The sequence below is a fragment of the Clostridia bacterium genome (assembly GCA_026414765.1).
Taxonomy (GTDB): Bacteria; Bacillota; Clostridia; order Acetivibrionales; family DSM-27016; genus SKW86.
In genome coordinates this window covers 1-15,334 of record JAOAIJ010000045.1, presented here as the reverse complement: position 1 = coordinate 15,334, position 15,334 = coordinate 1, and the positions used below count along the sequence as shown (strand labels likewise).

Sequence of the window (15,334 nt, the reverse complement as noted above, 5' to 3'; positions counted from 1 at the left end):
CTAAAAATCCGTTTAAGGGCACATCGATGAAGTTCCTTGTGTCGGCTTGTTACGCCCAGTGGTGGGCTGATGCTGGGAGTTAAGGTTTAGGGGCGATCTGCAATGGCATGCAGGCGTTGACCCCTCTACCGTGGAGACCCTTACTTTTGGAAGAAAAGCCATGGGTGAATGAGAAATCATAAACCTTTGCCACCTCGACCACGAGAAGGGATTAAACCTGTTAGGCGGTTTCGAAAGATGCTGTGAACAGTGTAGCCTGCCTTGAGTGAATTTGGTGGATAATGGATCGGATGTATGGGTATTGGCCGATATCAGTACATTATTGCTGTTTGAAACCAACTTTGCAAAAGAGGCTAGGAATTAGTCAGTCTGTAGAGGAAAACTCCTAGACTGTTCTACTAAGAGATATATTGGGGATTGCAGTGTGGACTGAGTGGTAATCAGGCCCCATTTCGTGGTAACTGAATGGCGGAATGTTTAATGGGAAACCACTGATCTGGCGACATTTCAGTATGTTCCGGGGAAATCCTGCCTGACCTAAGCCGCAAAATTTACTCAATATATTGCCACCCGGTTTTTATATAAATGGAGGTTTTTTGCATAGTGGATGATAATTACAAGCATCCTGCCGATGAGAGGAAAGTCAGATTCAGGTTGAATATTTTAAATTCACAAAGGGAAAATAGAGGTTGGAGTCTGCTGGTAACAGTTCTATCCTTTATTTTTTCCATATTGATAACATTCATTTCGTATAAAATACTCGGAGATGCTCATATTGTTGCAGCCTTTGGTGTGGTACTGTTTATCATTATATTTAATATTATTTTTGATATAATCGGTACAGCTGTTACAGCAGCAGATGAAGCCCCTTTTCACGCAATGGCGTCAAGGAAGCTCTATGGTGCCCGTCAGGCGATAAAGCTTATAAGAAATGCGGATAAGGTTTCAAATTTCTGCAATGACGTAATAGGCGATATAAGCGGTGTAATCAGCGGAACAGCAACTACTTATATAATAATAAGACTGCTGAAAGACGGCAATGCATCCGAGACAAGTCTGTTAGGTCTGGTGACAACTGGGCTGGTAGCTGCGTTGACTGTTGGAGGAAAAGCCGTCGGGAAGACTATAGCTATAGCAAATAGTAACTATATAATATACAAAGTTGCAGTGGTAATAAAACTTATATCTTTAAAAATAGATTTACCCAAGTTCTTGAAAAGAAAGAAAAGGAAAAAGGTTGCCAAATAGTTTGAAAGTGGGATGAAGCTGATTGGGACAAAAAAAGAGCAGGGAACTAAGTAAGGAAGAAAAATTGCTTGAAAAAATAAACTTACCTGAAGATGTGAAAAACATGGACGTAGCTCAGCTTGAGCAGCTTTCCGGAGAAATAAGAGATTTTTTGGTGGACAAGGTTTCAAAGACCGGTGGACATCTTGCGTCCAATTTAGGGATTGTTGAGATGACAATAGCATTACATAAGATTTTTGACACTTCTTCGGACAAAGTGATTTGGGATGTAGGACACCAGTCTTATGTCCATAAGATTATCACAGGCAGAAAAGACAGATTTGATACATTGAGACAGATGGACGGTATATCGGGCTTTCCAAAATCAATGGAAAGTAATCATGACTGTTTTAATACAGGGCATAGCAGTACGTCAATATCAGCAGCACTCGGTATGGCGAAGGCAAGAGACATAAAGAAGGACGATTACTCGGTTATTGCAGTAATTGGAGATGGGGCACTTACGGGAGGTATGGCTTTTGAAGCACTAAATGATGCTGGAAGATCTCCAAATAATCTTATTGTTATTTTAAACGATAATGAGATGTCCATTTCTAAAAATGTAGGTGGTATGTCTAGATACTTAAGCAGAATAAGGACAGAACCCTTTTACTTCAAGGTAAAGGAAGATATAGACATAATTCTTAATAAAATACCTGCAATAGGTAAGAGTGCTGCAAAAGCACTAAACAGGGCAAAAGGTACTATAAAATACATGCTTATGCCCGGAATAATTTTTGAAGAGCTCGGGTTTAAATATCTGGGACCGATTGACGGTCATAATATTACTGAACTCATTAAGGTTTTTTCACGGGCAAAAATGATAAAAGGTCCGGTATTTATCCATATTTGTACTCAAAAAGGAAAAGGATATGAGTTCGCGGAAAAAAATCCTCATCACTTTCATGGCATAGCGCCCTTTGAAATAGAAACCGGTGAAGTGCTGTCCAGCGGCGGGCCTGGATATTCGGATGTTTTTGGGAAGAAACTTGTAGAATTGGCTGAAGAAGACAAAGGGATAGCTGCAATAACAGCAGCTATGACGCAGGGGACCGGTTTGGATGAGTTTTCAAAAAAATTTCATAACAGATTCTTTGATGTGGGTATAGCTGAACAGCATGCAGTAACTTTTGCTGCCGGTTTGGCTATAAGCGGACTTAAACCGGTCGTTGCAATTTATTCTTCATTTTTGCAGAGAGCTTATGATCAGATATTGCATGATGTGGCACTTCAGAATCTGCATGTAGTTTTTGCTATCGATAGAGCCGGTATAGTCGGAGAGGACGGAGAAACTCACCAGGGCTTATATGATCTGTCTTTTTTAAGTCATATTCCGAATATGACTATCCTGGCGCCTTGTGATTACAGTGAATTCAGACTTATGCTTGAATACGCAGTATCACAACACTGCGGACCTGTTGCTATAAGATACCCGAGAGGAAAAGGACAAGAAACTCTTTTCAATACTGAACCAATAAAAGCAGGTAAAGGGGTTAAAATAAGAGATGGTAATGATATTACCGTTATAGGTATAGGTAATATGGTGGAAACTGCTTCTAAAGTTGCTTTTATGCTTCAGAAACTGGGCATATCTTCAGATGTGATAAATGCAAGATTTGTAAAACCTTTGGATAGTAAACTTATTATCGATTCAGCTGTAAAGACTAAAAGAATGGTTATTATTGAAGATAATACGGTAATTGGTGGTTTTGGAAGCAATGTGCTGGAGATGCTTAACCAAAGGGGGATAAATATCAAAACCAAAATATTCGGATATCCTGATATTCCGATTATTCACGGTTCAAAGAGCAGCCTGCTAAAAAAATTCAAACTTGACCCGGAATCACTGGCAGATGAAATTGTTAAACTTTGGGGAAGCAATGTTAATAATAATTGTTAATTGAAAAGTGGAGGAAAGAATTTGGAAAAGGAAAGACTAGATATAATACTTGTAAAAAGAGGATTTTTTTCAAGCAGAGAAAAGGCCAGGAGTGCTATTATGGCTGGTATTGTATCAGTTAACAAGATACGGGAGGACAAACCCGGAACAAAGTATGCTGAAGATTGTGATATAGATATAAAAGAAAACGTCAATCCGTATGTAAGCAGGGGTGGATTGAAGCTTGATAAGGCCATAAAGGAATTCAATATAGATTTGACGGGAAAAGTTTCAATAGATATTGGTGCATCAACAGGTGGATTTACGGACTGTATGCTTAAAAACGGGGCTGTGAGGGTTTTTGCAATAGATGTTGGGTATGGGCAGCTTGCATGGGAATTGCGCAATGATGAGCGTGTAGTATGCATGGAGAGGACAAACATAAGATATGTGAAGCCCGATCAATTGGGACAATTGGCTGATTTTGCTTCAGTTGACGTATCCTTTATTTCTCTAAAGAAAGTTATTCCACCTGCAAGAGAGCTTTTGAAAGAAAACGGAGAGTTTTTATGTCTGATAAAACCTCAGTTTGAGGCCGGCAGAGAAAAGGTGGGAAAACATGGTGTTGTAAGAGAGGCTGTAACACATCTGGAAGTAATAAAAGGCATAACAGATTTTGTTGTGGAGCACGGCTTTAAAATACTGGGATTGACATATTCACCAATAAAAGGGCCAGAGGGAAACATTGAATATCTTGTTTACATGTCGAAATCGGAGCAGGCAGTACAGGTTAATGATATGGATAGTTTGATGTCCGGAGTTGTAGAAGCTGCACATTCCAGTTTGTGATATATCAAAAGTACAAAAATTTGTACTTTTTTTGTTTATCTTATATAATACTTATGTATGTTGTTTGAATTTCACTGTCAGGACATAAGCACAAAAAAACGGTTATGGAGTAAACTATACGACCGTCTGTGCGAACAGTGCAAACACATAATCCATATCTATAACCGATTACGCACACAGGTGTGTTAAGAATGTCAGAGGTAAAAGATGAAATCAATTGGTGTAGTTACTAACAGGGAAAAGGATCAGAATTTGAAATATACAAAAATACTCGTTGAAAGCATACTTGAGATGGGAGGCAATATCAAGATAGTATCGGATATTGCAGAAGAGCTTGGAATAAATGGCGGATATGCTGATGAAACTGAAGCATTGTATGCTTCGGATATAGTTGTATGCCTCGGTGGAGACGGCACTTTTTTAAAGGCAGCAAGAAAGATTTATGATAGAAATATTCCTATGCTGGGCATTAATCTTGGTAATTTGGGATTTTTGACTGAAGTTGAAAAAAGTGAAATCCGACTGGCAGTAGAAAATATAATGCAGGATAAATATGAAATAGAAGAAAGAATGATGCTTGAAGCAACAATATCCGATGGTACAAAGTTTATAGCCAGGGATTATGCACTGAATGACGTGGTAATAGCAAGAGGGGTTTTGGCCAGGATACTACACTTGAAAACATATGTCAATAATGCTTTTGTAGACACTTTTCCGGGTGACGGACTAATTATTTCCAGCCCTACAGGTTCTACTGCCTATTCGCTGGCAGCAGGAGGACCTATTGTAGAGCCTGATGTTGAAATGATAATAGTAAATCCCATATGTCCTCATATTTTATATACAAGATCTTATGTGACTACGGGCAGTGGTGTTGTTAAAGTGGTCGTCAATGAAGACTACTGCCATGAAGCTGCCGTAACAGTAGATGGACAAAAGGGTTATGAGATAAGAGGCAGTTATGTTATTGAGATCAAAAAAGCTCCATATACAATAAAACTGATCAGTGTAAAATCAAGGAATTTCTTTCATGTATTACGGACAAAAATATTTGATAGGGGAGAGAGTTTAAGAAAAGATGAAGTATAGTAGACATACAAAAATTTTGGAGATCATTGAAAAGAATGTGATCGAAACTCAGGAAGAACTTGCGGAGAAGCTTAAGGATATTGGGATGGATGTCACACAAGCTACAGTTTCCAGGGATATCAAGGAGCTTCGCCTGATTAAAGTGATGACTGAGGATGGAAGATACAAGTATGCTCCTTTATCAAAAACAGAAAATATTATCACAAATAGGCTGATGACAATTTTTTCTGAATGCTATGTGTCCAGTGACTATGCAAACAATATAGTAATAATCAAGACCCTTCCGGGTATGGCATCAGCTGCAGCAGCAGCAATTGATTCATTGAAACAACCGGAAATAGTAGGTACTATTGCAGGTGATGACACTATTATGATAGTGTGCAGAGCAGAGAAAATTGCAGAAGAGCTTGTGAATAAATTCAGTAAAATGGTTAGGTAAAACTTTCAGTATGACCTTTCGGAAATGGAATTGGGGGCGGGAGTTACATGTTAGTTCAGTTGGATATACATAATATTGCTTTGATAGATAATATAAATATTGAACTGGGAAAGGGCTTAAATGTACTTACAGGTGAAACCGGAGCCGGCAAATCCATTATTATCGATTCAATAAATGCGATTCTTGGGGGCAGGGTTTCTAAGGAACTGATCCGCAGCGGTAAGGAAAAGGCAACTGTAGAGGCGGTATTCCATATCAGTTATGAGAGGTTGGGCGACCTTTATGAGAATTACGGAATTGAGCCTGAAGAAGATGGGGTATTGATCATATCGAGAGAGTTCAGTATTTCCGGTAAGAATATCTGCAGAGTAAACGGTAAGATGGCTACTGTTTCAATGCTGAGAGAATTTGGCGAAAGAATAATCGATATTCACGGACAGCATGATAATCAATCCCTGTTGAGGACAGAGAGTCATATAGAACTTCTGGACTCTTTTGGAGGAGAAAAGATATTTTCTTTAAAACAGGATTATCTTAAAGTGTTAACTCAGTTTAGGAATATACGAAGTAAGCTTAAAGAACTTACTGGAAATACAGGTGAGCGTGAAAGAAAGATTGATCTTCTGAAATTCCAGATAGATGAGATAAAGAAAGCAAAGCTGAAAACAGGCGAGGATGAGGAATTGAACAGGCAGCGTATTTTGCTTTCAAACTCTGAAAGGATAGTAAGTGCCCTGTCTTCGGTCTATGATCTGCTATTCGGGGGAAGCAGCTCAAAAAATGCTGCATCGGATTCTATAGGTGAGGCTGTCGCGGAATTGGGAGGTATATCTAAACTGGATGAGAAGTATGATGCCCTGTCTGTAAAGCTGGAAGATATATCCTACCAGCTTGAGGATATAATAGAGGAAGTAAGAAAAGAACGCGATAATGTTGAGTATAACCCTGAACTTTTGGAACAGATAGACGAAAGAATTGATCTTATTTATAAACTAAAAAGAAAATATGGAGCAAAAATAGAAGATATTATAGAATATTATAAAAAGATAAGCATTGAGCTGGATGAAATTGTACGGAGCGAGGAATTGATTGCTGAACTCCACAAACAGCTGAGAATGACTTCTGACAGCTTGTTCGACATAGCAGGCAGACTGCATGAGGAGAGGAAAAGGTCTGCATGCATTATAGAGGAAAAAATAAGTAATGAGCTAAATGATCTGGAGATGAAAAGAGCCCAGTTTAAAGTCAGTATAGATTTTGACAGTACCTGTGATGAGGACGGATGCAGAAGATTTCAGGGTAATGGATTGGATAAAGTGGAATTCCTGATTTCACCTAATGCAGGTGAACCTCTGAAACCCCTTGCAAAAATCGCATCAGGCGGCGAAATGTCCCGTATAATGCTGGGTATTAAAACTATACTTGCAAATGTAGACAAAATGCCTACATTGATATTTGATGAAATAGATATCGGTATAAGTGGAAGAGCTGCCCAGAAAGTAGGAGAAAAACTTTCTATGATTTCCGGTAACCATCAGGTTGTCTGCGTTACCCACTTGGCTCAGATTGCCTGTATGGCAGATGAAAACTACCTCATAGAGAAAGTTTCTGAGGAAGAGAGTACAAAGACTCTGGTAACCAGGATAGAAGACAATGCCCTGAAAAAGGAGATAGCTCGAATCCTGGGAGGAGCGAGTATTTCAGATATCACATTGAAGCATGCTGAAGAAATGCTTGAAAACGCTCAAAAGTTTAAACAAATCTAAAAATAAAAGCAGAAAAAACAAAGATCCGCTGAAAAAGCGGATTTTTGTTTTTTCTGCTTTTATTTGCTTGAATAAATAATTTATCGAAAGGTTAACTTAAACTTGCACTAATCTATACAGACAGCAAGGAGTGTATGGAAATGAACTTAAAGGATATCGCAGACCGTTTTAATTCTAAAAAGTTTTTTAAACGTAAATTGGTTGTCTTTCTTATAGTTTGTTTTCTCGTTATGTTTGTAAGTTACTTAAGGACAGTTTTTGTGGTACCTGGAGAAGTAACTCTTCTCGAGGGAGAAGAATATGTATATGACTTTAAAAGCCCCTTTTTAGTAAGTGTGAAGGCGGATAAGCTAGGTGTTGTCAAACTGAATAACGGAGAAGTAGGAAAAAGCGGCAGTTACTTCAGACTGTCCAATCCTTTAATGCTGAAGCCGCAAAAAAATGGGACTGTAAGTCTGAGTATGAGAGTTTTCGGACTTATTCCCCTAAGAACTATAAAGGTGGATGTAGTACCGAATAAGAGGATTGTTGCTTGTGGAAATACTGTAGGAGTGAAACTAAAAATAAACGGTATTCTTGTAATAGGTATTTCAGATGTTGAGACAGAGGATGGAAAAAGGGTGCTGCCGGTGAGACAGAGCGGAATAAAAACCGGAGACCTGATTACAGCTGTAAATGATGCCAATGTAACATGCATAGATGATTTGGTTAGGGAAATAGATAAAAGCCAGGGCAATAAGGTAAAGGTGAAATTTAGAAGAGGAGATATTTATGAAGATGTGTTAATCACCCCTGTCAAATCCGTTGATGATAAAAAATACCATATTGGTCTGTGGGTAAGGGAAAGTACGGCAGGGATCGGGACTCTAACATTTTATGACCCGGAAACAAACTCTTTTGGTGCCCTTGGGCATGGAATAACGGATATAGATACCGGCACTCTTATGCCGATAAGGTCTGGAGAAATCCTGGAATCAAGGATTTTGGCGGTTAGGAAAGGAAAATCCGGAAACCCCGGGGAATTGCGTGGAGTTTTTATAGAAGACAAAAACACTCTTGGAGTAATTAATGACAACAGTGAGTATGGAATCTATGGCAAGTTCAATGAGGAATCCCTGGACAGGATAAGCCGCAGACTCTATCCTATAGGCATTAGATCGCAGATAAGGGAAGGTCCCGCAATGATTTTTTCTAATATAAGCGGTAAAAAGGTTGATGAATACAGCATAGAAATTCTGAAGGTTTCAAGGCAGAATTCCGAAGGCTCCAAGGGTATGATAATAAAAGTAACAGACAAGAGACTTATTGATGCTACGGGAGGCATAGTTCAAGGGATGTCGGGAAGTCCGATAATTCAGGACGGAAAAATAGTGGGTGCTGTGACACATGTCCTGGTTAATGACCCAACAAGAGGGTACGGAATTTTCATTGAAAGAATGATAAAAAACATACAAATTCAACAGAGTGGGGAAATAAAAAGAGTAAGTTAAACATAAACGGCGTGTAAATGTTAATAACATTATAAATTTCTAAAATTTAGCAAATTTGTCTTGAAATTTTGTCGAAAGGAAAATATAATAGTTACGTAGAGTCTCAGAAATATATATAAGAGACAGTATAATAAATGAGTTACAAAAGTTAAGGGGGAGTTAATTTTGTTAGCAAAGAAAATACAGGTAGTCATTGCAGATGACAACAGGGAATTTGGAGATATTCTATGTGAATATCTGAATAACCAGAACGATATCGAGGTAGTTGGTGTGGCAAGGGATGGTTTGGAAGCTTTTGACCTAATAACCACAAAAATGCCGGATATAGCTGTCTTAGATATAATTATGCCACATCTTGACGGCTTAGGAGTTCTGGAAAAAGTCAATTCAACTCCCATGGCAAAGAGACCTCTTTTTATAATCCTTTCTGCGGTAGGACAGGATAAGATAACCCAGAGAGCTTTAGCTTTAGGCGCTGAATATTATGTAGTAAAACCTTTTGATATGGATATCCTCGTATCAAGAATCAGACAACTGAAAGATATAAATCAGGCTGTAGTTATCAGGCCTGAACACATACATGATACCAGATCAGCCCATCATGTGTCTCCCACCAGGAATCTTGAAGTAGAAGTTACCAGCATAATGCATGAGATAGGAGTACCTGCTCATATTAAGGGATATCAATATCTTAGGGATGCTATTATGATGGTTGTAAAAGATTTGGACATAATAAATTCTATAACAAAGCAGTTGTATCCTTCCATAGCCAAGGAGTACAATACAACACCAAGTAGAGTTGAAAGAGCTATAAGACATGCTATAGAAGTTGCATGGAGTAGAGGACAGGTAGATACGATAGATGCTCTTTTTGGATATACAGTCAGCATAGGGAAGGGAAAACCTACTAATTCCGAATTTATAGCGATGGTAGCCGATAAATTAAGGCTTGAATTAAAAGTAAGCTGATGAGCATAAAAAATGAACCTCTTTTGGAGGTTCATTTTTTTATGCCTATTTTATTAATTAATTTCTTAAAGATACTCTTTTTGCTTTTTTCTCTCCAGTTACTTAAAGAACGGTCTACTTCAGCAAAATGTTTTTCCATTTTGTTTTCCAGCTTCCTTACGCTGTTTTCTACACATGCACCTAATTCCAGCTTGGTTTTGTTGATTTCCTTCGTTATGATCTCCCTGGTCGTGCTGACTTCGACAGTAAATTTATTTGCTAGCTGTTCTTTGAATTCCTCAAAGAATTGCTTGAAGTCAGATGTTGGATTACATTGTTCGACTGTCATTAATGTCATTGAACCGTCATCAAGAACCACTGGTGGAGGTTCATTGATAATATTTTCTGCTTCAAGAATTTTCTTGATAGCTTTTATTTCCAGCCCGTCGTCCCTCATTTTCTTAATCTGATACATAAGGTTGGCCATTTCGGTAGTATAGAACCGCCTTCCTCTGTCATCTTTAGGAATTTTGAGATTAAATTCCTTTTCATAATACCTCAAAGCGTGATCTGTTATTTGCAGTCGCTCACTGAGTTCTGTTATAGTGTAGCGGTCTTTCATTATTTCCACAGTATTTCCCCCCAGATTTCGGCTGAAACAGCTTTATAAAGAAAAGACAGAATAAACTATGTTTTTAGAATAATTTCTGTCTAAAACAGCTTTGACCTCAGGCCAAAGCTGTTTAGTTTGCGATATATACATATTACCATTGATGTAAATAACTGTAAATAAAACGGAGTTATTTTCTTAATATTTCCAATAACCTTTGAATATCATCAGGTATTGGTGCTTCTAGTATTATTTCAGTTTTAAGGAATGGGTGAATAAACCTTACTCTTTGCGAATGAAGAGCCTGACGGCCAATGTAGGAATCAGACTTGAATTGAGGATTTGCGATGCAGTGCTGTTCATTATCAAGAGGGTAAAGAGTATCGCCTATCAAAGGGTGTCCTATGGCCTGACAATGTACTCTGATCTGATGTGTTCTTCCCGTCTCAAGTAAGAATTTTAAGAATGTTGCTTCTTTAAGATACTCTACAACTCTGTAATGGGTGACCGCGCGATCACCTGTAGGAGAGATATGTCTCAACATAATACTTCCAGGTTTTCTGTCGATCGGTAAATCTATTGTGCCCTGACTCTGGTTTACAGTTCCGTATACTATACCTATATATTCCTTATGAAACTCTTTGCTGGTCATTTGACGGATCATTGCTTCCTGTATGAACTCATTTTTGGCAAAAATTATTACGCCTGAAGTATCTCTGTCAAGACGGCTTACAGGACGGATTTTCCTAAAAATATTCTTAGAATTCAGGTAATGCATTATTGCGTTTGCTATGGTACCCGAGGGATGACTGAAAGTTGGATGAACTACTATATTTGGCTGCTTATTTAGTGCAATAAGATAATCATCCTCGTAAATAATGCTGATTTGTATATTTTCAGGGATTATATCACTGACTTCTTCCGTAAAGTCTACGTGTGCTTCCACAATATCTCCGTTATTGACTATTGCGTTTACATAAACAGGGATATTATTACACAGAATTTTTCTGCTGTATTTCAATTTTTTTACCAGTCTTTCGGACAAATTCAGCTTGTTTTTCAAAATGTATTTAATATTTTTCCCTGACGAATCCTGATTTACTATATATTTCAATATCAAAGCTATCACCTGTTCTGCTGATTCTATTGCATATTTCCATGTTAATTTATCTTAAATGGTATAATATAGATCTGAAAAAATCAAGGTAAAAAGCTGATTTATTAGCATGTGTTATTGAAATAAGACTGACAGTTGTATAAAATATAATATACATGACTATGTTGAGCAAATATGCAAAGCGAGGACTAATTAATGAATTTTAGGCTGCAGAATTACCTTAAGAACGAATTTGGAATATCTGAAAGCATTGTAAATATTTCTAGTCAGGTGGAAAAAGAAATAGAAGAAGTTATTAGAGAAATAGATTTTGTAAAGGGAATAAACCAGGTAAAAGTAATCAAAGCGATGCAGAATAACTCTTTGAGCGATTCTCATTTCTCCGGAACCACCGGCTATGGATATGATGACAGAGGAAGGGACGTACTTGATGCTGTTTTTGCAGATGTTTTTAAAGCAGAAGATGCAATGGTAAGACACCAGATAGTTTCGGGCACACAGGCATTAGCAATATGTATGTATGGAAATCTAAGGCCTGGTGAAGAGCTTTTGTCCATTACCGGAAAACCCTATGATACACTGGAAGAAGTAATCGGCATAAGGGGTGAGGGAGCAGGCTCACTTAAGGAATTCGGAATATTTTATAACCAGGTTGAGCTGCTTGCGGATGGAAGTCTGGACTACAAAGCAATAAAAGAAGCTATAAATGAAAGAACTAAGCTTATTCTTATACAACGTTCAAGAGGCTATGGATGGAGACCTTCACTGGTAATTTCAGAAATTGCCAGGGCAATAGAGTTTGTAAAAAGTATAAAAAATGATGTTATAGTATTGGTTGACAACTGTTACGGCGAGTTTTCCGAGGACATGGAACCTACGGAGGTAGGAGCTGATTTGATTGCAGGCTCGCTGATTAAGAATGCCGGAGGAGGGTTGGCTCCGACAGGCGGCTATGTTGCGGGAAGAGAGAGCTGTGTAAGAAAAGCCGCATACAGGCTCACTACACCCGGCTTGGGAAAAAAAGTAGGGTCTACTTTGGGACATAACAGACTTCTTTTCCAGGGACTGTTTATGGCACCACATGTAGTTGCCGAGAGTATGAAAGGTGCTGTTTTTTGTGCAGCATTAATGGCAAAGGTTGGTTATGAAACATCTCCGGCATATACAGACAAGAGGGGAGACATTATACAGGCAATCAAATTTAATAATCCTGATAGCTTAATTGCATTTTGTCAGGGTATTCAGAAAGGTTCGCCGGTAGATGCATATGTAACACCTCAGCCGTGGGATATGCCGGGCTATGATTGCCCTGTAATAATGGCGGCAGGCGCTTTTGTACAAGGTTCATCAATTGAGCTGAGTGCTGATGCTCCTATTAAGCCTCCTTATATAGCTTATATGCAGGGTGGTCTTGTTTATGAACATGTAAGGTTAGGAGTAATGATCGCTTTACAGATGATGAATGATAAGGGAATAATAAAGTTTTAATTTCCTTTATATTGAGGTGTTCAAATGGAAGAGAAAAACGAAGGAAAAATGACGAAGATAAAAGCTGGAAGTTTTCTGATAATTATTTTTTTACTGCTATATATACCATCAGTGATAAACTGGGCATATGGTGACAGTATAGTTACTGATATAGTGCGTATAGGAGAACTGGAGGATTCAATAAATACAGAAGCTTTTATAGTCAGAAATGAGGAAGTGCTGGAGTCTCCTTTTGAAGGAAACTGTATTCCGGAAATCGGAGAAGGTGAAAAAGTACCTGCATTTTCAAATATTGCAACAGTTTTAAAAAAAGATAGTGATGATATTTTAGAAGCATTAAAGAGCAAGGAATTGGAAATTATAAAAGCACAGAGGGGAAAAAGTAAAAATTTAGATATCTTCTCTGAAGATATCGCCAAGCTTGAAAATGAAATAGAAGAAAAGGTGAAGCTTGTTGTATATGAAGGAAACCGAAACAACCTTTTGAAAATCCGGCAGCTAAAGGAAGACATAGATGGGTTGATACAAAAAAAGGCTACGATAGCAGGAGATACTGGAAGTGCAGATACTTATATAAAATCCTTGAAACAGCAAAAAGAGAATATACAAATGCAAATAAGGATGAATACCAGAAAAATTGTTTCAAAAAACTCAGGAATAATTTCATACGTTATTGACGGGTATGAAAATATGTTAAGACCGGATTCCATAAAGGATATTAAGCCTGAATTTCTGGGGAATATAAAAGAAAACAAATTTTTTGAGTTTACCGGAAGCATTAGTGTAGAATCGGGAAAGCCATTTGCAAAAGTGATCAAGGATTTGGACTGTTATCTGGTAGTTGCTCTGGGGAAGAGTAAGGCAGACAGGCTAAAAACAGGCGACACCATTGATGTCAGGCTGAATGAAGTAAGCAAGACCGTAAATGGATTAGTAACTTACAAATCAACAGAAATACAAAACAGGTATATATTTGCAATCAGAATTGATAAAGGTGTAAGTGAAACATCCAGACTCAGAAAGATAAACACAGATATTATACTTAGGCACTATAAGGGTTATAGGGTGCCAGTGAGCAGCTTGAGGGATGTAGACATGAAAAATATGAAAGCTAAAATCGTCATTAATAAATCAAATTATGCATCAGTCAGGGATGTTACTATAAAGGGAACGGATGAAGAGTTTGCGATAATAGCAAACGTTGATGAGAAAGATAAAAACAGTATCGGGCTATATGACATATATGTAGTAAGACCGGGAAATATCCAGGAGGGGCAGATGATAAACAAATGAGTTTTGATTTCATTAGCGATAATATCAAAGAAATAAAGAGGAATGTAGAGAATGCTGCGAAAAAAAGCGGAAGGACTCTGGATGATATAGAAATTATTGCCGTAAGTAAGACAGTAGAGCCTGATAGAATCACTAAAGCATTAGATAGCGGTTTGAAAAATCTAGGTGAAAACAGGGTTCAGGAATTGTGTGAAAAGCACGATATACTAAATAAGGAATTTAGCTGGCATCTGATCGGACATCTTCAAACAAATAAAGTGAAGTATATCATAGATAAAGTTTCCTTGATACATTCCGTTGACAGGATAGAGCTTGGACGTGAAATTGATATAAGAGCGAGAAAAGCAGGTAGGATAATGGATATACTCATACAGGTAAATGTATCGGGTGAAGAATCCAAGTTCGGCATTCCTCCGGAGCATACGATTGATCTGGTCAGAAAGCTGAGCAAATTTGAAAATTTGAGGGTAAGAGGTCTGATGACAATAGCTCCCTTTGTAGAAAACCCTGAGGAAGTGAGATATGTCTTTAAAGGACTGAAAAAAATATTTATTGACATAAAGAAGGAAAATATTGATAATATACATATGGATTTCCTGTCAATGGGAATGAGCAATGATTACGAGATAGCCATAGAGGAGGGTTCCAACATGGTGAGGGTCGGCACGGCGATATTTGGGAAACGCAATTTCTGATGCGCTAAACTCATATATGGGATGCCAGACCCAGACTTTTGAGCCTTTTAGCTACTAACGGACTATTTCGTTAATTATGACAACTTAATATAATTGATATGTAATATGTTCAATAAATATTACAGGGGTGTTACCCGAAATATTGCAGGGGTGCTGCCCTAAATATTTCAAAAGGGTGTTACCAAAGAAGTAGACAGTAAGCAAAAAGAACTACCAAAGAGAAACAGGGGGAATACGCAATGGGAAAGTTATTTAACAAAGTCTTGAATTTTGTCAACTGGGAAGTGCCTGAAGATGAGGAAGGTGCAGAGGAGCATGAGGTAGCCAAGGAAGAGCCTGTACAACCTCAATTCCTTCACTCGTCCTCAAAAAAAGCCGCCACCA

At 38.0% G+C, this 15,334-nt stretch carries 13 protein-coding genes; 11 read left to right on the top strand and 2 right to left on the bottom strand.

What is annotated here, in order from left to right; all coding sequences use genetic code 11:
* Positions 1–603: 603 nt before the first annotated feature.
* From N3I35_18005 to spo0A, 8 genes are all read left to right on the top strand, one after another.
* Positions 604–1,248 carry an Mg2+ and Co2+ transporter CorB gene (locus tag N3I35_18005; protein ID MCX8131979.1) on the top strand — a complete coding sequence of 215 codons (645 nt, stop codon included), beginning with the start codon at positions 604–606 and terminating at the stop codon, positions 1,246–1,248.
* Between the two features lie 22 nt (positions 1,249–1,270).
* Positions 1,271–3,187 (top strand): 1-deoxy-D-xylulose-5-phosphate synthase, encoded by a 1,917-nt coding sequence (gene dxs, locus N3I35_18000; protein MCX8131978.1) that lies wholly within the window; start codon positions 1,271–1,273, stop codon positions 3,185–3,187.
* Between the two features lie 21 nt (positions 3,188–3,208).
* The gene (locus tag N3I35_17995) at positions 3,209–4,015 is read left to right on the top strand and encodes a TlyA family RNA methyltransferase (GenBank protein MCX8131977.1); all 807 of its coding nucleotides are present in this window, start codon (positions 3,209–3,211) and stop codon (positions 4,013–4,015) included.
* Positions 4,016–4,222: 207 nt separating this feature from the next.
* A complete protein-coding gene (locus N3I35_17990; protein MCX8131976.1) occupies positions 4,223–5,104 on the top strand; it encodes an NAD(+)/NADH kinase in 882 nt (293 codons plus the stop codon).
* Positions 5,094–5,543 carry an arginine repressor gene (locus tag N3I35_17985; protein ID MCX8131975.1) on the top strand — a complete coding sequence of 150 codons (450 nt, stop codon included), beginning with the start codon at positions 5,094–5,096 and terminating at the stop codon, positions 5,541–5,543. The genes N3I35_17990 and N3I35_17985 overlap by 11 nt, the downstream gene beginning before the upstream one ends.
* A gap of 47 nt (positions 5,544–5,590) precedes the next feature.
* Positions 5,591–7,309, top strand: coding sequence for a DNA repair protein RecN (gene recN, locus N3I35_17980; GenBank protein MCX8131974.1), 1,719 nt, complete (start codon positions 5,591–5,593; stop codon positions 7,307–7,309).
* A 140-nt stretch (positions 7,310–7,449) separates the two neighbouring features.
* Positions 7,450–8,799, top strand: coding sequence for a SpoIVB peptidase (gene spoIVB, locus N3I35_17975; GenBank protein MCX8131973.1), 1,350 nt, complete (start codon positions 7,450–7,452; stop codon positions 8,797–8,799).
* 165 nt (positions 8,800–8,964) lie between these two features.
* Complete coding sequence (gene spo0A, locus N3I35_17970) at positions 8,965–9,768, top strand: sporulation transcription factor Spo0A (protein ID MCX8131972.1); 804 nt, start codon at positions 8,965–8,967, stop codon at positions 9,766–9,768.
* A 31-nt stretch (positions 9,769–9,799) separates the two neighbouring features.
* Here the strand turns inward: spo0A and N3I35_17965 are convergent, their stop codons facing one another.
* A complete protein-coding gene (locus N3I35_17965; GenBank protein MCX8131971.1) occupies positions 9,800–10,378 on the bottom strand; it encodes a MerR family transcriptional regulator in 579 nt (192 codons plus the stop codon).
* Positions 10,379–10,547: 169 nt separating this feature from the next.
* On the bottom strand, positions 10,548–11,477 hold the full coding sequence (locus N3I35_17960) for an RluA family pseudouridine synthase (protein ID MCX8131970.1): 930 nt from the start codon (positions 11,475–11,477) through the stop codon (positions 10,548–10,550).
* A gap of 192 nt (positions 11,478–11,669) precedes the next feature.
* Here N3I35_17960 and N3I35_17955 point away from each other — a divergent pair, with 192 nt between their 5' ends.
* From N3I35_17955 to N3I35_17945, 3 genes are read left to right on the top strand one after another with little or no spacing between them, the layout of a single operon-like run.
* Complete coding sequence (locus N3I35_17955) at positions 11,670–12,962, top strand: methionine gamma-lyase family protein (GenBank protein ID MCX8131969.1); 1,293 nt, start codon at positions 11,670–11,672, stop codon at positions 12,960–12,962.
* Between the two features lie 24 nt (positions 12,963–12,986).
* Positions 12,987–14,255 carry a hypothetical protein gene (locus N3I35_17950; GenBank protein ID MCX8131968.1) on the top strand — a complete coding sequence of 423 codons (1,269 nt, stop codon included), beginning with the start codon at positions 12,987–12,989 and terminating at the stop codon, positions 14,253–14,255.
* Entirely contained in the window at positions 14,252–14,950 is a 699-nt protein-coding gene (locus N3I35_17945; protein MCX8131967.1) for a YggS family pyridoxal phosphate-dependent enzyme, read from the top strand. The genes N3I35_17950 and N3I35_17945 overlap by 4 nt, the downstream gene beginning before the upstream one ends.
* The last annotated feature ends 384 nt before the right edge of the window (positions 14,951–15,334 follow it).